Source organism: Neobacillus sp. WH10, from assembly GCF_030123405.1.
Taxonomy (GTDB): domain Bacteria; phylum Bacillota; class Bacilli; order Bacillales; family Cytobacillaceae; genus Neobacillus.
Map to the genome: position 1 here is coordinate 619,978 of NZ_CP126110.1, position 19,545 is coordinate 639,522.

Consider the following 19,545-nt stretch of genomic DNA (forward strand, 5'->3'; position numbering starts at 1 on the left):
GATACAAACTCATCAACAGCCTTCCTCAATTAGTTTATTCCGAAGAAGAAAAACTATAATGAGATAATTCTTTATAAAGAGCATTTACATTTTTCGTAGATGCTCATTAATATTAATATTTATTACATATGTCATTTTATACTATTATTAAAATGAGGTGGTAATTAAATGATAAAGAGTAGAAGTATGTCGAAAAAGTTTATAAGTAGCTTTATTTTATTTATAGTTATACCCTTTATTATCACTAGTGTTGTTGTTAATAAGCTTTATGAAGGAGTTTTGGTTTCTCACTACAATGAAAAGACTCAGCAAAATATGGAACAGCTATCAATGGATATTGAGCTTGAGTTAAGGCGGATATACCTCAATGTAGCAAAGGTTTCAAATGAATATGAACTATTACCCCTTGTAAATAGTTGGTATGAGGAAAAGGATTCTGTTAAAAAGCTTGAATTTTCCACAAAGATAGAATCAAAGCTTGATTATTTATTTGCCTATCAAGGGATGATAAATTCAATAGTATTTTTTTCAAAGAATGGCCAGATATTTAAGTATAAGGACCCTCTATATAAAAATGATTCTAATGTAAAAGACAGTTCATTGTATAAGGAAAGTATAAAAAATAAAGACAAAGTATTTAGTATAAATAATTTCAGTAGCTCTGATGATGTAAATGCTAATGGAATTGATTTTTTAGTTGGAATTAGTCCCGAATACAGTTGGTACAATACAGCTACTGAGTTTATATATTTTGAAATAAAAACAGAGGCACTAAATTCTATCTATTCAAGATTTACAAATTATTCTGTAGGAAAAATGCTGATCGCTGATTCTAAGGGGAATATTGTAATATCACCGGATAAAAGTTTGCTTGGAAAAAATGTTTCTCAAGTAGAATATCTTAAGGATATTAACAATAAGGACAATAATTTTTATAAATATAATTATAAAAAAGACACTAAGTATATATCAAAATACACCTCAGAAAAGTCAGGATGGACTGTTATCAATATAATTGACGAAAAGGCACTAACAAAGGATACAACTAACATTATGAAAATACTATTTGCCATATTTGTAGTATTCAATTTGTTTTTTATTTTATATTGTAAAACCTTCTTTAAAGATATTTTAAAGCCAATAAAAGAACTTATAAAAAAAATGAAAGGTATTAAAGATGGAAGGCTTGATGAAATCACAAATATAAATACTAATTTGGAAGAAATTAATGAGCTAGGAAGCAACTATAATAAGATGATTAATGATATTAAGAACCTTATAGTAGAGAGGGATTTGAAGGAAAGAGAACGTTCTAAGGAAGAAATGAAGGTCTTACAAGCTCAAATAAATCCCCACTTCATTTATAATACCTTAAATGTAATTAAATTAATGGCTATGATCTCAAAAGCAGATAACATTAGAAAGGTAACAGATTCCTTTATGAAGCTTTTATCTGCAACCTTTAGAAGTGAATCCACCTTTATTACTGTAAGAGAAGAATTGGAATATCTTGATAATTATGCAGATATAATGAAGGTCCGGTTTGGAGATGATTTCAATTTAATGGTTAAGGTGGAGGAAGAAGTAAGAAATCTTAATATTATAAAATTGATATTACAGCCTATAGTTGAGAATGCAATCGTTCATGGAATTAATGAAATTGATGGAGAAAAAAATATCATTATAGCTGGATATGTGTCAGAGGAAAATCTTATATTTGAAGTTGAAGACAATGGTAGAGGGATCACAGAAGAAGAAATTGAAAGTATTTTTACAAGTAAAGAAAAAAGCAACACAGGCTTTAATCATATTGGATTAAAAAATATTGAAAGCAGGATAAGACTGAATTGTGGACAAGGGTATGGAATAAAAATAGAAAGTGAAAAAAATAAATTCACAAAAGTAAAACTTATACTTCCTATACTAATGAAACAGGAGAGCTAAGTATGTATAAAATGCTTTTAGTTGAAGATGAGCCTATTGTAAGACTTGCTTTAAAGTCCTTGATAGATTGGAATAATTATGGTTTCGATGAGGTTTTAGAGGCATCTAATGGAAATAAAGCTTTAGAGATAATTAAAGCTAGAGGGGATATTGATATAGTAATAACAGACATTAATATGCCTGTTATGAATGGCATTGAGCTTATTGAGGAAAGTAGACGGCTTGGCATTAATACTGAGTTTTTAGTGTTAAGTGCTTATGATGATTATTCACTTGTAAGAAGTGCCTTTAAGCTCGGAATAAATGATTATATTTTAAAAACAGAAATGGAACCAGATAAAATTCTAAAAATGGTTATGGCTGCTTTAGAGAACAAGAAAAGAAAAAAAGGTAGTAAAAATCATAGTGTTAATAGAAATGAACTAGTTAGGAAATTAATTGCTGGAGATTTTACTGAGAAGGATTTGGAGAATAGTGCACTAAGATTAAAAGGAGAAAATTATATTTGCTGTTCTCTACTTATTGACAGTTTTAATATAGTTAAGAAAAGGTATGAGGATAATGATCTTAAGGAACTTATGAGTTCTGTAACAAATGCTGTTATTCAACTGTTTGAAGTAGTAAATATGGGAGAAATTCTACCAATGTCTCCAGAAGAATATGGGATTATTTTAGCCTTCGACAATTCATATGTTAACTGTTTAAAGGAAAAACTTTCAGATATTTTAAATAAAATAAGAAATGCTCTTTTAAATTTCTTAAATATTGAAGTAACTATTGGTATAAGTGAGGTAAGCAGCGATATTACAAAGATAAGCTCATTAATTGATGAAGCACAGAAAAATGCTAGATTTAGATTTATTTATGGCAAGGGAAAAAATATTTATCCTGAGAATGTAGAAGAGTTAAATAAGATAAAGAAAATTAAGAATTACAATATAACTCAACAAATAGTTATAGAAATGAGTAAGGACAATGGGCTTTTAGAAGCGTTGGATAGGTTAGATGAAGAAAAGTGTCTAGAAGAGATGAAAAGGGTTTTTCAGTTGAATGAGCTATCCGGAGCAAGTGAAATTGAAAGCTTTTATATTTATTATTTAGAGATAGTATTAATGGTCATTTACTACATAATTAAGGATGAAGAAGTTAATCTTGAAGCTATTATTGGGGAAGATATGGATTTTTATAGCGAAGTAAGAAAATTTGAAACTAAATTAGAAATTGAGGAATGGATACTAATGCTTCTAACAAGAGTTATTAATTCTTTAAGAAAAATAAACCAGAGGGAGAATGCAGCAATTAAAAAGGCAAAGGATTTTATTCATAAGAATTATGGTGATAGAGTTACCCTAGATATGGTCAGTAAATCTATAGGCTTTAGTAAGGCATATTTCAGTAAAATATTCACAGAAGAAACAGGGTATAACTTTACTACATATTTAACTAATATAAGGATAGAAAAGGCCAAGGAGTTTTTAGCTAAAACTGATATGAAGATATATGAGATATGCGATAAAATCGGTTATCCTAACATTGAACATTTCAGCAGAACCTTTAAAAAAATTGTAGGCATTAGCCCTATGCAGTATAAAAATGACAGAATAAGGGATGTTCCAAGTGAAAGGAGGAAAAATAATGAAGGGATTATTTAACTTAGATGGACCATTGTACAAGTTTTGTGTATTAGTTTATGAAACCTTTATGTTGAATTTATTATGGTTTATAGGAAGCTTGCCAATAGTGACAATTGGAGTTTCCACTTCTGCACTATATTATGTTTATGGAAAAAAGGTAAGAGATGATAGCTATTACATATATAGTGACTTTATTAAGGGATACAAAGAAAATTTTAAACAAGCTTTACCTATAGGAGCAGTTATAACAATAATTTTATCTTTCAGTATTTATAACATATTTAAATTGAATAAAATGGGCAGTGCTTATCTATGGCTTCAGGGCTTTCAACTATTTATTATCTTTCAAATACTACTTATAAGTGTTTTTATGTTCCCTTTAATAGCAAGGGTTAATATGAAGCTTATTGATATACTTAAGAATTCACTTATATTAGCTTATAAACACATAGTTATAAGTGCTACCTCTGTGGCACTCCTTATAGCACTAATATTGTTTACCATATATAAGCTTTCCTTTGGATTATTTTTCGTTAGCTTATATGCTTTAGTTTCCACCTATTTTATTGAGAAGGTATTTAAAAGATATATTAAAATCTAAACCTAGTAATAAAAACACCTGTACTTTTGCGAGGGCACTGAAAAACCGCCATTTGTTTGAGTATCGCAGAAACAGCCAAAAGTAACGGCGTTGATTTCTATGATTACACAAAGAAACTTTTGACGGATCTACCGAATCTCGGCATCCATCATAACCCTGAAATTTTAGATCAATACATGCCCTGGTCAAAAAAGATTCAGGCAGAATGTAGCAAATAAATGAAGTAAGCCGAATATTCGATTGAAAAAATCAGAATAAATGGCTATTTGTGATGCGTACCGGAAAGGTGCGCTTATTTTTATAATTCGGGCTTACCTTTAATCAATTATGCAAGTTTAAATCAAGAGGACAATATAAATCAAAAAAACATTAATATATATCATTCAATAAAATGGTAAAAAAATTTAAAGTATAACTATAAAATGTGAAGGGGGAAAAAAAGTGCTTAAAAAGAAATTATTAAAAAATTTAAGCGTAGCTTTAGTAGGAGTAACACTACTAAGCACCGTTGCTGTAGGGTGCTCAAATACAAATAGCGCATCAACAGCTAGCGATAAAAAGGTAACCCTAAAAATGGCTCTTTGGGGAGACGACGAGTATAAGTATTTTACAGAAACTAATAAGATAGCAGATGCTTATAAAAAGGTGCATCCAAATGTAACAATAGAAGTGGAAAAAATTGCAAAAACCGAATACGATAATACAATGAAGATACGAAGCACAGCAAATCAGCTGCCAGATGTATTCCCAATTAGACAAGCAAATCTTTCACTCTATGGTGATACTATGGTACCTTTAAATGATTTAAAGGCAACTGCAAACAATATATATGCTAAGGAAACTAAGATTAAAGGAAATGTAATAGGGTTACCAGAAGCAGTGTTTAATGAATTTGTTTATTACAACAAGGACATTTTTAAAGAATACAATTTAGAAATACCTAAGACTTGGGATGAGTTTTTAAAGGTTAGTCAAACAATAAAAGATGGTAAGAAATATACACCAATTGCATTGGGCTTAAAGGATTCTTGGGTAAATTATCCATTAAATGAATATATGCCAATGCTTGAAGCAGGAGATGGACAATACTACAACAAGATGGCTACTAAGGATGATCCTTTTACAAAAGGACAGCCATTCTACAATGCATATACAAAGATTCAAAAATTGTATGATGCTAAGGTTTTTGGAGATGATCCACTGGGCTATGGTTGGGATCAACAAAGAGCAATGTTTGTAGCCGGAAAAGCAGCTATGTTTGCAGCTGGCTCCTGGTATAAGAGTGATTATAACCAAAATGGAGGTAAGGATGAGAATTTAGGAGTTTTCTTATTACCAACAAGGAATACTACCAGCGATCCATTCTACACTACTGCAATGACTGAATTCTTCTGGGGAATTCCTAAAACTAGTAAAAATCAAAAGGAAGCAAAAGAATTCCTTGAATGGTTCTTTGGTGATTATTATACCCAGATGGCTACTGCTATTAATATAAAGCCTACAATAAAGGGTGTAAGTTATAATGATAAATTCTTTACCCAAGCTTTTGATGGTGTTGATGCTAAGTCGATAACTGTTTTCTATGATGATAATTATAACAAGGTAAAGAATGCCATGAAATTTGACGTTAATGGCATAGGTCAACAGATGATGGCAGGCAAAACTAGTTTAGATTCTATAATGAATGATTTAAATACACAATGGAAAAAAGCAAGAGGTAATTAAAAAGTAAAATAATAAAATAAAAGAAGAATAAGGTGCCTTTAGCTACTTTATTCTTCTTTTAATTTGCAGGCTAGGAGGCGGGTTATGTTTAAAAATAATGTAAAGATGCAGAAGAACTTAGTGCTAGTTACATTTTTATTTATTCCCACTATTTTAATAAGTTTATTTATGATTTATCCATTAATAAGGTTAGTAGCATTAAGCTTTACAAGCTGGGATGGACTGAGTCTTACAAAAACCTTTGTGGGATTAACAAATTTCAAGAAAATATTATTTGATTCACCGGAGGTATGGTTATCGCTAAAAAATAACGGTATATATTTTGTGGGGCATTTGCTTTTTATACCTATTGAATTATTTTTAGCATATTTATTAGACAACAGAGTGAGATACAGTAAGATGTTCAAAACTATTACATTTTTACCTTATATGATTAACACAGTTGCAGTTGCATGTATGTTTATCTTTCTTTATAGCTCACAAGATGGAGTGTTAAATAGTATGCTGCAGTTTTTTCATATGGATAAAATAGGATGGCTTAGCGACCCGAACATTGTTAATTATTCTCTTACTGGAGTTTCTCTATGGAAATTTTCTGGTATCCATATAATACTTTTTTTAGCGGCATTTCAATCCCTTCCAACGGACATGATTGAAGCATCTATTATTGATGGAGCAAGCACCTTTAAACAGTTTTATCACATTGTATTACCAAATATAAAGCCTGTTGTTGAAATAGTATTATTTTTGAACGTGAGAGGCGCCTTGCAGATATTTGATATTCCTTATGTTATGACTAGCGGTGGTCCAAATCATGCTAGCGAAACTTTTACAGTACAAACAATAAATACAGCCTTTCAATATCAAAATTTTGGATTAGCCTGTGCAATGGCAATTGTATTGATGATAATAATAATAATTATCTCCATTATTCAAAAAAAATTATTTAACTTAAAGGGGTGAGAAAATGGAAGCTAACATAGAAATAAAAAAGGAAACCACTATTAATATTACAAGGAGATCTGGCAGTGGAGGTGGAGTACTAAAAATACTTCTATTTATATTTATAGCAGCTATAGTAATTTTGCCAATACTAATTACAGTTTTTGCATCATTTAAAAGCTTACCTCAGATTGGTTCAGAATCAGCACTTAAACCACCTACTAGTCTTAATTTTGAAAATTATAAAGAGGTTCTTAAAAGTACAAATGTGTTTGTTGCATTTAAAAATTCCACGATATTGGTTGTAGCTTCAGTTGTTATAAATTCTTTACTTAGCACTATGGTTGCATATTGTTTAACTAGATTTGATTTCAAGTTAAAAAAAGCATATTTTGCTATATTCCTAGTTGGATTAATAATACCAGGTATTGTTACTGAAATATCAAGATTTGGATTAATGACTAATATTGGTGTATATGACACTCTTTTAGCACCTATACTCATATATGCCGGTGCAGATTTAATGCAAATATACATTTATAATCAGTTTTTACAGCAGATACCGGTTTCAGTAGATGAAAGTGCCATGATGGATGGAGCATCTTATTTTACAATTTACTGGCGAATAATTTTTCCTATGGTGATTCCTGCAACAGCTACTTTAGGCATACTTAAAGCTGTTGATGTTTTAAATGACATGTATATACCATTTTTATATATGCCAGGAGAGGAGCATAGAACTTTAAGTACATTACTTTTTAATTGTATTACTGATCCTAGAACTTCTTCTATTCCAAAGCTAAGTGCAGCAGCGGTTATAGTTATGATTCCAACTCTAGTAATCTACTTTATATTCCAGAAATATATTTTTAGTGGAATAGCAGCAGGAGCTGTGAAGGAATAGTGTGTTGTAGTGAAAATCCAGTGTTCCGAGTAAAAGGAGGAAAAGGCAGTGATAGAAGATTTAAGAAAAGGTAGATTTACTTTACCGGCGGAAACAGGAATTGACAATGATGTTAAGAGAATTATAGAAAAATGGGGAGCAGATGCCATTAGAAATAGTGATGGTACTATACTATCAAAGGAATTAATGGATATGGCAGTTAAGGTATACACAACCTATTTAACTGTTAGAAATGATCAACAGTGGGCCTATTCCCATAGAGATCAACTACAAATGCAGTATTTAATGTCTAAGCATAATACCGCTGTAAACGAGGTATTAGAAATAGACCTTTTAGATGGATACTATAATAAACAATTTGAAATAGATAAGGACCATGATATTAAAAGATATTGGGAGGTTATAGATAGAACTAGTGGCGAGTTGTTAGATGTGAACCACTGGGAGTTTGATTGCAACACTCAAAAGGTTGTAATCAACAATGCTAAAAAGTGGCATAGATATACTGTGAGTTTTTTAGCATATCAAGTTTGGGATACAACTCAAATGTATAATCATCTAACAAATAATTGGACTACAGCACCGGAGATGCCTTATGATGCAATCCATGAAGAAACCAGGGAGCATATCTTTAGCTATTTAGATAATTGGCTTAAAGAGAATCCCAGTGTAGATGTTGTTAGATTTACTACATTTTTTTACCACTTCACAATAGCTTATAATGACAAAGCAAAGGAAAAGTTTGTTGATTGGTTTGGATACAGTGCTAGTGTAAGTCCAAAGGCCATGGATGAATTTGAAAAGGTAAAAGGCTACAGGCTGAGAGCAGAAGCTTTCGTTGATGAAGGATATTATAATTCCCCCTTTAGAGTACCTTCTAAGGAATTTTTAGATTGGATTGATTTTGTTCAAGGCTTTGTATCTGAAAATGCTAAAAAATGTGTTGATTTATGTCATAGCTATGGAAAAGAAGCAATGATGTTTTTAGGTGATAACTGGATTGGAACAGAACCTTATGGAGATTATTTTGGAAACATTGGACTAGATTCAGTGGTAGGCTCTGTGGGAAGCGGAGCTACTTTAAGATTGATTTCGGATATTCCTCACGTAAAATATACAGAAGGAAGATTTCTACCATATTTCTTTCCAGATACCTTTTATGAAGGTGGAAATCCAACAAAGGAAGCAGTAGAAAATTGGGTACAAGCAAGGCGTGCAATACTTAGAAAGCCAGTGGAAAGAATGGGTTATGGTGGATACTTGAGTCTTGCGCTAAAGTTTCCAGAGTTTGTAGAGAAGATAGAAGAAATCACTAATGAATTTAGAGAAATCCATTACAAGATGGAAGGAACCAAAGCTTATACTGCCAAATTTAAAGTAGCTGTGTTAAATGCTTGGGGAAAGCTTAGAAGCTGGCAGACTAATATGGTGGCACATGCTTTATGGTATAAGAAAATATATTCATATGTAGGGGTAATAGAATGTTTAAGCGGTATGCCAGTTGATGTGGTATTTATGAGCTTTGAAGATATAAAGAAAAAGGGCATACCGGAAGATATAGGTGTAATTATAAATGCTGGTGATGCTGGCACAGCATGGTCAGGAGATAAGTATTGGGTAGATGATGAAGTAACAGGTAAGCTAAGAGAATGGGTACATAATGGAGGCGGATTCATTGGTATAGGTGAACCAACTGCATATCAGCATCAAGGTAAGTACTTCCAGCTCTCAGATATACTAGGTGTGGATAGAGAAATGGGCTATACATTAAGTTACACTAGACATGATAAGGCTCAAGAGGAGACCCACTTTATATTACAAGATCAAAAGTCAGAAATAGATTTTGGCGAAGGAATGAAGTATGTATATAGGGTTAGCGATAGCACACAGATTCTTTCAATGGATAATGGAGATATAAATCTTGCTGTGAACGAATTTGGCAAGGGTAGAGCAGTGTATATTTCAGGACTTCCTTATACACCAGAAAACGTAAGAATTTTATTAAGAGCTTTATATTGGGCAGCAGCTAAAGAGGAGGAAATGTTCACTTGGTATACTTCAAACAGCAATACTGAGTGTGCAGCATACCTGCAAACAGGCAATGTGGCAATTATAAATAATTCAGATAAAGTACAGGAAACAGAAGTTTACAGTGATAAAAATAGTGCTGTTAAGCTTTCATTAAAACCTTATGAAATAAAATGGATTTGTATGGAGCTATAAGGAGCGATATTTCAATGATTCATGATAAAATTAAAGGTTTTTTTTATGGTGCTGATTATAATCCGGATCAATGGGATGAAGAAGTTTGGAGAGAAGACATAAGACAGATGAAGGTTCATGGAGTAAATGTTGTAACTCTCCCTGTATTTTCATGGGCTAAATTGCAGCCAAGTGAAGAGGAATTTGATTTTTCATGGTTAGATAAAATAGTAAATCTTCTATATGAAAATGGTATTTTCATAAACATGGCTACACCAACTGCAGCGCAGCCAGCTTGGATGAGTAAAAAATATCCGGATATTACAAGAACGGATATTTATGGTCGCAAACGTAAACATGGTGGAAGGGTGAATTTTTGTCCGAATAGTCCCAACTATAAGAGATTGTCAAGTACTATAGCTGGAAAAATGGCTGAACATTATAAAAATAACCCAGCAATTGTGTTATGGCATGTTAACAATGAATATGGTGCCTATTGTTACTGTGAAAATTGTAGACAAGCTTTTATACAATGGTTAAAAAATAAATATACAACTTTAGAAAATTTAAATAGATGTTGGTATACAAGCTTTTGGGGTCATACAATATATGACTTTGATGAAATTGAGGTACCATTTGCTTTAACAGAGATATTACCAGGTGCTTTAGCAGGAAGAGATGGAACTTATTTTCAGCCCATGGCTATAGATTACAAAAGGTTCATGTCAAATAGTATGTTAGAATGCTTTGATGGAGAAGTGCAGGAAATAAGAAAATATCATAAAGAAACATCTATTACTACTAATATATGGAGTATAAGCCATGAGTTAGACTTATTTAGGTGGGGAGAACAATGTGATGTTGCTTCTTGGGATAGTTATCCGTCAAATAAAGATCATCCAAGTGTAATTGCTTTTAGACATGATGTGATAAGAGGAATAAAAAAAGGAAAACCCTTTTTATTAATGGAGCAAACACCTAGTCAGCAAAATTGGCAAGCCTATAATGCTCAAAAAAGACCAGGAGTAATGAGGCTGTTAAGCTATCAATGTATAGCCCACGGTGCCGATGGAATAATGTTTTTTCAATGGAGGCAATCTCTAGGAGCCTGTGAAAAATTTCATGCTGCTATGGTGCCTCATGTTGGACATGAGAATACACGGATTGGAAAAGAACTAAGCAAATTAGGCAATGAATTACAATACCTTCAGGATAAAATAATTGATGCTAGAACTGAATCAAAGGTAGCAATAATTATGGATTGGGCTAATTGGTGGGGAGTTGAATATTCAAGTGGACCTAGTGTAGATTTAACATATATTGATAGAATAATGAAATATTATAAAGCCTTATATGATTTAAATATACCGTTAGACATAGTTGAACCTACCTCAGATTTATCAAAATATGAAATAGTAATAGCTCCACTTTTATATATGGTTAGTGATGCCTCTATAGAAAATATTAATAAATTTGTAAGTAGGGGCGGTACATTCATAACAACATTCTTTAGTGGCATTGTTGATGAAAATGATATTGTAAGACTTGGTGGATATCCAGGTGCCTTTAAGGAACTGCTTGGTATATGGGTAGAAGAGGTTGATGCACTATATCCTGATATGAAGAATGGAATAAGGGTAGAAAAGCAACTGGAGGAAAATGAGAAAACCTTTGAATGTAAATTAATATGCGAAGTAGTTCACAATGAAAATGCAATTGTACTAGGAACCTTCACAGAAGATTACTATAAAGGCTTACCTGCAATAACAGAGAATTCTTATGGAAGTGGAAAGGCCATATATGTTGCATCGGAACCAGAGGACAATTTAATAAAAGTATTAATTGAAAAATATTGCGGAGAAAAGAATATCAAACCTATATTAAAAACTGATGCAGAGGTAGAGATAACTAGAAGAGTGAAGGAAAATAATGAATATATATTTATATTAAACCACAGCAATATTTTACAAAAGGTATCACTTGGAAAAAACTCATACACTAATTTATTTAATGGAGAGATTTTAGAAAATGAAATAGAAATTGAACCAAAGGATGTATTAATTTTAAAAAACTTGGGTTAGCTACCCGAGTTTATACTATTCAGAATACCTTTGGTTACTACCTGCTAGATTCCTAAGCTTCGAAGAATTTAAAAATATTTATACTTCTTTCTAAATTCTCCAGTTGTCAAATGTATTTGTTTCTAGAGGCGGAGGTCAAGTTCCTTTCATCTCATTGAACTATGGTTTAGACACTTCAAGAGAGGGAAGAATGGTAGTAAAAAATATGCTGCTAGCCACTCGAAAAGGGCGGTTAATCCACCGAAGCAGGTATATGCACACCAACGTTAATTATTTAAAAAGGCTGATCTTAAATCGATCAGTCTTTTTTTGAGTTATCCTATATTGATCTAAAGCTGATTAGTAATTAGTTGTTGAATTCACAGTGTTTCTAGTAAAATGACAATTCGAATAATATGGGTGTCTTAATGGGAAAGCTTCTTAAAGTTTTAATGAATAAAGACCAACAGATGAGCATTAAGGGAATTGGTTTAAAAACAGATTAGTATAATTTACTGTATTGAAATTGGCTAATCGAGTACCAAGAGTTATTATTGAATTTTACTACTTTGAACATGTACCCGCTAATATGAATCAGCAGTAAAGTCATCTTGATGCTGTAGATTATATAAAGGTGAACAAAGCTACATCTTTAGTTAACATTTTTTCTACTATAAGCAATTCACGCATGTGGAGTGCGTTTGTGTATTAAATAGGGCCGATTAAGGCTAAATAGGTTTAGTCAGGGATGTAATGTATTGAAAAGAGTAAGATCACAAGGCGGTGAAAGGTTTCTGCGTAAATCGTGAAAATTATAACGAATGATTGAGCAAATTCCAACAAGATGCTCTTGATGTGTATGATTGATGGCAGTGTACCAATATCTTGAGCAACATAATTAGATAAGAATTTATAAAACAAGACGTATTTTAAAGCCAAACTACATCAGCTTGTAAAAGAAAACTCATTTGCAATAATAAAATGCAAATGAGTTTCTATACTATTCCGAGGCGGAGCTTGTTGGTTTTTATTTATTATTAATTCAATAAAAACAATTTTAAAAGATAAAAATCCTAATTCCTAAAATTAATTTCATCGTAGAATGACATCCCTCCCAAATTTTTCGTGAATTTTACAAAAAAATGTCACTAATCTATCAAATGTTGTGCGAAAATACATGTTAACTACTTTTAAAATAAATATGGGATAAAATTTTTTTGTAGTATATGTGAATTATTTCACATAAGATCGAAAAAATGGAGGAGTTAAGATGAATTATCAAAACTTGTTCAATGAAGGTAAAATAGGTAATCTAACAGTGAAAAACAGAATTGTCATGCCACCCATGGGAACGAATCTAGCTGGTATTGAAGGTGAAGTCACTGATCATCTAATTGCCTATTATGAAGAAAGGGCAAAGGGAGGAACTGGGTTAATTATTGTTGAATTTACCTGTATCGATTATGAATACGGGAAAGGATTTGTTAGACAATTAAGGTTGGACGATGATCGCTTTATCCCAGGGATACACCGTTTAGCCGATGCGATACATAAATATGGGTCGAAGGTTTTTATACAAATCCATCATGCAGGCCGACAGTCAAATTCGTCGTTAATACATGGTAAACAAATCGTTGCTCCTAGTAACGTTGCTTGTGCTGCGGTAGGTGAAGCACCTCGGGAATTAACAACAATAGAAGTAAAAGAGCTAGTAAATAAATTTGTTCAGACTGCCGTAAGATGTAAGCAGGCTGGGATAGATGGCGTTGAAGTTCACGGTGCCCATGGCTATTTAATTAACCAGTTCTTAAGCCCTGAGGCAAATTTACGAACTGATGAATACGGGGGAAGCTTTGAGAATCGGATGAGATTTATCAAGGAAATCATTGATGGAATCAGAGAAATGTGTGGTGAGGACTACCCTGTTACCGTTCGTCTCAGTGTGGATGAATTTATAGAAGGGGGTATCGATTTAGAGTTAGGTAAGGATATTTGTCGATACTTAGAAAAACTAGGAGTAGATGGACTGCATATTAGTTGTGGAACCTATGACTCTATGGACAAAATAATTGAATCCCCGTTATTTGAACAAGGCTGGAGAGTCTACCTAGCAAAGGAGATAAAAAAAGAAGTAAATATTCCAGTGATCACTGTTGGGTCAATTCGTGAACCAAAATTTGTAGAAAACATTTTATCCGAGGGAAGAGCAGACTTTGTGGCCATAGGCAGGGGATTAATTGCTGATCCCGAGTGGGTAAACAAAACGAAGGAAGGACGCGAAGCTGAAATTAGAAAATGTATTAACTGTCTCCATTGTATACATGCTGCTATGGGTAACTCACACATTCGCTGTTCCCTCAATGCTAGAGCCGGCCGAGAACTAGAGTTTAAGGAGCTGCAGCGCCTTCCTTCTAATGAAAACCGCCATGTTGTGATCGTTGGTGGTGGCCCAGGTGGAATGGAAGCGGCACGAATTCTAACATTAAAAGGATATAATGTAACTCTTTTTGAAAAGGATAGTAAGCTTGGTGGTCAATTGCATCTTGTAACTGACCCAATTTATAGAAAGAAAATGACATGGCACATTAATTATCTCAGCAATGAAATGAAACGTTTAAATATTGATGTCCGTTTGAATACAGAGGCTACTGTTGAAGAGATCATAACTTACAATCCATATGCTGTTTTATTGGCAACAGGCGGAATACCAAAGCTCCCACAGGTGGAAGGCAATGATTTAGATCATGTTTATACTTATGAAGACGTAAAATTACAGGAAAAAGTATTTACTAATAATAGAGTTACAGTTGTAGGTAGTGGTATGACCTGTCATGGAACTGTTCGCCGACTTGCAGAAGCTGGTAATGATGTCACTTATGTAGAAATTCCTACAAAAGCAAGTAAAAGAATTGGACCTGAAACGAGATTAAGACTCCTTAATAAGCTAAAACAAGAAAATGTGGACATTGTTACGGATCACAAATTGGTAAAAATTCTTCCGGACTGTATTATAGTGGAGGACTTAGTTTCTGGGAAACACTCAGAAATTGAATCAGAGTATATCATTGTTGCAATGGGTGTAGAGGCGTATAACCCATTAGAAAAAACATTAAGGGGCCAGATGGAAAATGTGTTTGTATTAGGAGATGCAGCGGGCTATGGATCCCTTAGTGAGGCTACCCGGGACGGCTTTGAAAAGGCATATGTCCTTGAATCTATTGTTACACACAAAAGGGAAGAAGAAGTATTGGAAACAGTTTGATTTTGATGCATTTTAATATTTCGTATAAGAATGTCTGATAGATTGGAACCTAAAGAGGTATTGAATAATTACTATTACCTTAACCGGTGCATAAGTTTAAAAAGGGGTTGCTGAGCAATCCCTTTTTCCCGTCTAAATAGGACACATGAAAGATGGGGTCTTCGGGAAGATCTTCAAGCTCACGCTAAATGATCCATCCAATACCTGGGTACTAGAATAGTGCTTTACATATCTCCTCTTCCAGGTTGGGCAGCAAAGATATGAATAAATCAACTTTTAGGCTATAATTGAAGCTAAAAAAAAAGCAACAGCCCCTTTAGGGAGTTGCCTATTTACTTTTTTGATATGGTATTTACAACGTAGTAGTACTCGTTTTAATCAAATGGCATTGTTGGGACTAAATTAAGATTATATGCATCCATAGTGCAAACAGCAAAAATAAAGCTAATTTTGACTGGTTTGAGTATATAGGTTATAAATGAATAAGCATGGAGACTCTAACTACATCTGACTATCACTATCGCAATAAAAAACACAGTCGAGGAAGATGCGGAGATTGAAAAAATAACGCCTGTCGTTTTAGAGGGCAGGAAATAATTTTACATATAGGAGGTTCATTATGGATAATAACGATATATTAATTCGATTGAGATATGCAATGGAGATAAAAAATAAAGAAATGGCAGAGATATTTAAACTTGGTGGTGTGGATGTAACAGTACCAGAAGTCATAAAGATTCTCACCAGATCGGACGAGTTTGATGCTGAAAGTGACGATCAAATAAAATGTAATAACAGTATGTTAGATTCATTTTTAAATGGTTTTATTATTTTTAAACGAGGAAAACAAGATCCAAAACCAACACAGCCTGATACTCCAGAACCGTCCATAAAGAAAAGTGCAAATGTTAATAATCTTCTGTTAAAGAAAGTTAAAATAGCATTAGCATTAACTACTGAGGATATGCTGGATATATTCGAAAAAGCAGGAATTACAGTTTCAAAAGGCGAACTCGGCGCTTTATTAAGAAAAGAAGGGCATAAGAATTATAAAGAGTGCGGAGATAAATATGCCAGGAATTTCTTAAAAGGGCTGGCTATCAAATATAGGGGTTAATGCATTAAAGAATGATTTAGGTGATTAAATGATACATACCTACTTAGGCGAGACCATACGTTTTGAGATTAAGTATAAAAATCGTACATCTATAGGAATTACGCTAGATAGTTATGGAAATGTGGAAGTCCAGGCTCCTAAAGGGACACCTGATGATAGTGTTCATCAGTTATTAGAGGAAAATTGGGAGCTTATTCAGCAAAAATTAAAAGAAATGAAGGCTAGGCTGCAGGGGCCACAGAAAAAGGTTTATGAGTATGGTGAGAGTTTTCTTTATTTAGGAAACACCTATCCCATACAAATCTTTCAAGATATAAATATCATGCAAGACCATGTAGTGTTTAAAGAAGAAAAGCTACATATATATGTAAAGCAGCATGACACTGAAAAAATAAAACAAGCATTAAAACGATTTTATTACCAGCAGTGTAAGGCTTTAGTGGAGAAGAGTATTTCAGCCTATCAAAGCAACTTCAAAACAAAGCCCCGTTTGTTTCGGATCACGGATAGCAAAACTACATGGGGAACTTGTGATTCAAAACTGCAGTTAACATTCAATTGGAGACTGGCTATGGCACCAAGGGAAGTAATCGACTATGTAGTTATTCACGAAATGTGCCATATGGTTCATCTGAACCACGACCGCTCTTTCTGGCGCCTTGTTGGAAAAATCATGCCTGATTATAAGGAAAAGGAAAACTGGCTGACTTTATCTGGTCGGAAAATGACTGTTTAGCAGTCAATACAGTTATAAAATATCAAATTAAAAAAAATGAGAATGGTACCTTTCCCTTACACAAAGATTTTGAGAGGTACCTTTTTTATTAATATCATGCGGGAAGGAATATCACTAACACCCTTTGTGTCGCCAAATGGTCGTATTTCAGAAAATATAGATTATAAATTCTGTCCAAATTTAATGTTATATTAATAATAAAATATAAGATAGAGGAGCAGTTATGAAAAAGGAATGGATTCTACGCTGGTCTTTTTTTATTTTTGGATTAATGGTGTTAGCATTTGGTATATCTTTAACAATTGAAGGAAAGCATTTAGGGATTGGACCATGGGATGTTTTTCATTATGGTCTATTTACTAAATTTGGCTTTACTATTGGAACTTGGTCGATAATAATTGGATTTTTGCTTTTGTTGATCAGTTCAATTTTCAATATGGCATGGCCAAAAATAGGGGCTTTTCTGAATATGTTGTTTCTAGGATTATTTATTGATCTTTTTAATTCGATTTTACCTAGCATTGATAGTTTAGAAGGAGCAACAATTGCCTTTATCATAGGTGTTATTTTAATAGGGTACGGTATTGGATTATATGTTTCTGCTGATTTTGGAGCAGGTCCTAGAGACAGCTTTATGTTATTAATCGTTGAAAGAACGGGTTGGAGTATCCCGTTGGTTAGAAATGGAATTGAAGTACTCGTTTTTCTTCTTGGTTGGATGTTAGGGGGGCCAGTTGGAATTGGAACAGTGTTTATTGCGTTTGGATTAGGACCAATTTTAGGATTTTCTATTCCTCAATGTAAGAAACTGATGGCTTATTTCCTTGACCAAAAGGATCGCCTGTTAACGCATATGTAGACAATTAAAAATAAATAAACACGATGTATGAGGATCCCTTCATGGGGGAGCCCCTTTCACTTCAAAAGTATTTGCTAGTCCCCGCTTTTTTGAGAAACCTCATTTAGATATGCTATGGAGAACAGTACCATAAGTAAAAGAGGTTTTTGTAGAATTTAAAATTAAAGCCGATTTCTTCAGTAAACAAAGAATCGGCTTTAATTTTTATTGATTTTTTCTCTTAAGTCCCCTCTATATCCTAAATCATTTAGGGTTAAATCATTATGATACAGTAAACTGTGAAGGCCATAGGGATTAACCAATCTTTGTAGCCGGAATCATGCGGCTTGAGCTTTTTCGTTTCTTTTTTCTTCTTTCAAAACAGCTCCTTGATTCGGTGACTTTATAAACAGAGCAATGACTACTGAGACTATACTCAACACTGCAATAAACGTGAAGGTAGGAGCAAAGCCGCCAAGTGCTGTGGCAATAAAAGAACCGGACAATGCACCAATCCCGAACCCCTGATAAATGACCCCATAGTTTTTACTTTGGTTTTTTAAGCCAAAGAAATCGGCAACAATTGCTGGGAAGATGGTTATATTTCCGCCGAAACAGAAAGCAATTCCTGCAACACACGCAAAGAACAATCCATAATTTAGATCTAGAAAGCTTAAAACAGATACAGCTGATGCAGTCACCAAAAAAGCGCCGGCTACCACTTTTAAACGTCCAACTTTATCTGATAATGCTCCTAGGATAATGCGGCCAATCGTATTGAAAATCGCTACTAATGCTACGGCATTGGCTGCTGTTGCCACATCCAAACCAGCTAAACTTACACCGATATCTTTTACAATTCCGATTAGATATAAACCGCTCATACATGCAGTAAAAAACATAATAAACAATAAGTAAGCTTCTTTCGTTTTAAGCATTTCTTTGACTGTGTAGTCTTTAACCTGTACCCCTTTAACGGACTGGGACTGGCTTGATACCTGTGCCTCGCGAATTAAGAATGAACCGACTATAACCATCGTCATCACGATTATGCCCCAGTATAAAAATGTATTAGATACGCCAACGTTTTGAATTAGTGATCCGTTAATGTATTTGAATAGCAAACTGCCTGTTCCATAAGCACCTACAGAAATTCCGGAAATAAGCCCTTTTTTCTCCGGAAACCATTTAATAAGATTTGACAGTGATGTGATGTAAGCAGTACCATCGGCAAATCCTACCACAACACCAGCCGTGATGTAAAGCATCCATAATACTGAGATTTGTGAGCTAATGATTAATCCTGCTCCTAAGACAATGCCTGCAGTTGCGATTAAGCGGCGAATCCCCCAGCGATCCTGGAGTTTGCCGGCAAACAGTGTTGAAAAAGCTAAAGAAAAGCTTGTAATTGAAAAAGTAATGGCTACCGAGTTCAATTGCCAGCCAAAGTGATCAACCAATGGTTGGTTAAATAAGCTCCATGTGTAAATAGTTCCTAACCCCATTTGAACAATAATGGTCCCTATAACAATCAGCCAGCGATTACTTGTTTGTGAATTCATGTTAATCTCCCCTTCTAA

The 19,545-nt window shown here is 33.5% G+C and carries 13 protein-coding genes and 1 pseudogene; 13 read left to right on the forward strand and 1 reads right to left on the reverse strand.

Annotated elements, in window-relative coordinates; translation table 11 throughout:
- The first annotated feature begins 168 nt into the window (after positions 1 to 168).
- The 13 genes and pseudogenes from QNH20_RS02945 to QNH20_RS03010 all read left to right on the forward strand — a co-directional run bounded on the left by QNH20_RS02945 (position 169) and on the right by QNH20_RS03010 (position 17,986).
- Complete coding sequence (locus tag QNH20_RS02945) at positions 169 to 1,944, forward strand: sensor histidine kinase (RefSeq protein WP_283921441.1); 1,776 nt, start codon at positions 169 to 171, stop codon at positions 1,942 to 1,944.
- 2 nt (positions 1,945 to 1,946) lie between these two features.
- Positions 1,947 to 3,596: a response regulator gene (locus QNH20_RS02950; protein ID WP_283921442.1), complete on the forward strand. Its 1,650-nt coding sequence runs from the start codon at positions 1,947 to 1,949 to the stop codon at positions 3,594 to 3,596.
- Positions 3,580 to 4,179, forward strand: a complete 600-nt coding sequence (locus tag QNH20_RS02955) for a YesL family protein (RefSeq protein ID WP_283921443.1) — start codon at positions 3,580 to 3,582, stop codon at positions 4,177 to 4,179. The genes QNH20_RS02950 and QNH20_RS02955 overlap by 17 nt, the downstream gene beginning before the upstream one ends.
- Before the next feature lie 47 nt (positions 4,180 to 4,226).
- Positions 4,227 to 4,397, forward strand: a pseudogene (locus QNH20_RS02960) (transposase domain-containing protein); the annotation flags it as partial.
- 223 nt (positions 4,398 to 4,620) lie between these two features.
- A complete protein-coding gene (locus QNH20_RS02965) occupies positions 4,621 to 5,904 on the forward strand; it encodes an ABC transporter substrate-binding protein (RefSeq protein WP_283921445.1) in 1,284 nt (427 codons plus the stop codon).
- Between the two features lie 84 nt (positions 5,905 to 5,988).
- Positions 5,989 to 6,867, forward strand: a complete 879-nt coding sequence (locus QNH20_RS02970) for a carbohydrate ABC transporter permease (RefSeq protein WP_283921446.1) — start codon at positions 5,989 to 5,991, stop codon at positions 6,865 to 6,867.
- Between the two features lie 4 nt (positions 6,868 to 6,871).
- Complete coding sequence (locus tag QNH20_RS02975; protein ID WP_283921447.1) at positions 6,872 to 7,750, forward strand: carbohydrate ABC transporter permease; 879 nt, start codon at positions 6,872 to 6,874, stop codon at positions 7,748 to 7,750.
- Between the two features lie 48 nt (positions 7,751 to 7,798).
- The gene (gene gnpA / locus QNH20_RS02980) at positions 7,799 to 9,973 is read left to right on the forward strand and encodes a 1,3-beta-galactosyl-N-acetylhexosamine phosphorylase (RefSeq protein WP_283921448.1); all 2,175 of its coding nucleotides are present in this window, start codon (positions 7,799 to 7,801) and stop codon (positions 9,971 to 9,973) included.
- A 14-nt stretch (positions 9,974 to 9,987) separates the two neighbouring features.
- A complete protein-coding gene (locus tag QNH20_RS02985) occupies positions 9,988 to 12,033 on the forward strand; it encodes a beta-galactosidase (RefSeq protein ID WP_283921449.1) in 2,046 nt (681 codons plus the stop codon).
- Positions 12,034 to 13,282: 1,249 nt separating this feature from the next.
- A complete protein-coding gene (locus tag QNH20_RS02995; RefSeq protein ID WP_283921450.1) occupies positions 13,283 to 15,274 on the forward strand; it encodes an oxidoreductase in 1,992 nt (663 codons plus the stop codon).
- A 619-nt stretch (positions 15,275 to 15,893) separates the two neighbouring features.
- A complete protein-coding gene (locus tag QNH20_RS03000; RefSeq protein WP_283921451.1) occupies positions 15,894 to 16,391 on the forward strand; it encodes a YehS family protein in 498 nt (165 codons plus the stop codon).
- A 28-nt stretch (positions 16,392 to 16,419) separates the two neighbouring features.
- On the forward strand, positions 16,420 to 17,127 hold the full coding sequence (locus tag QNH20_RS03005; protein WP_283921452.1) for a M48 family metallopeptidase: 708 nt from the start codon (positions 16,420 to 16,422) through the stop codon (positions 17,125 to 17,127).
- 223 nt (positions 17,128 to 17,350) lie between these two features.
- Positions 17,351 to 17,986 (forward strand): YczE/YyaS/YitT family protein, encoded by a 636-nt coding sequence (locus QNH20_RS03010; protein WP_283921453.1) that lies wholly within the window; start codon positions 17,351 to 17,353, stop codon positions 17,984 to 17,986.
- 317 nt (positions 17,987 to 18,303) lie between these two features.
- On the opposite strand, the gene QNH20_RS03015 is transcribed toward QNH20_RS03010, so the two are convergent.
- The gene (locus QNH20_RS03015) at positions 18,304 to 19,527 is read right to left on the reverse strand and encodes an L-lactate MFS transporter (protein WP_283921454.1); all 1,224 of its coding nucleotides are present in this window, start codon (positions 19,525 to 19,527) and stop codon (positions 18,304 to 18,306) included.
- Positions 19,528 to 19,545 lie beyond the last annotated feature (18 nt).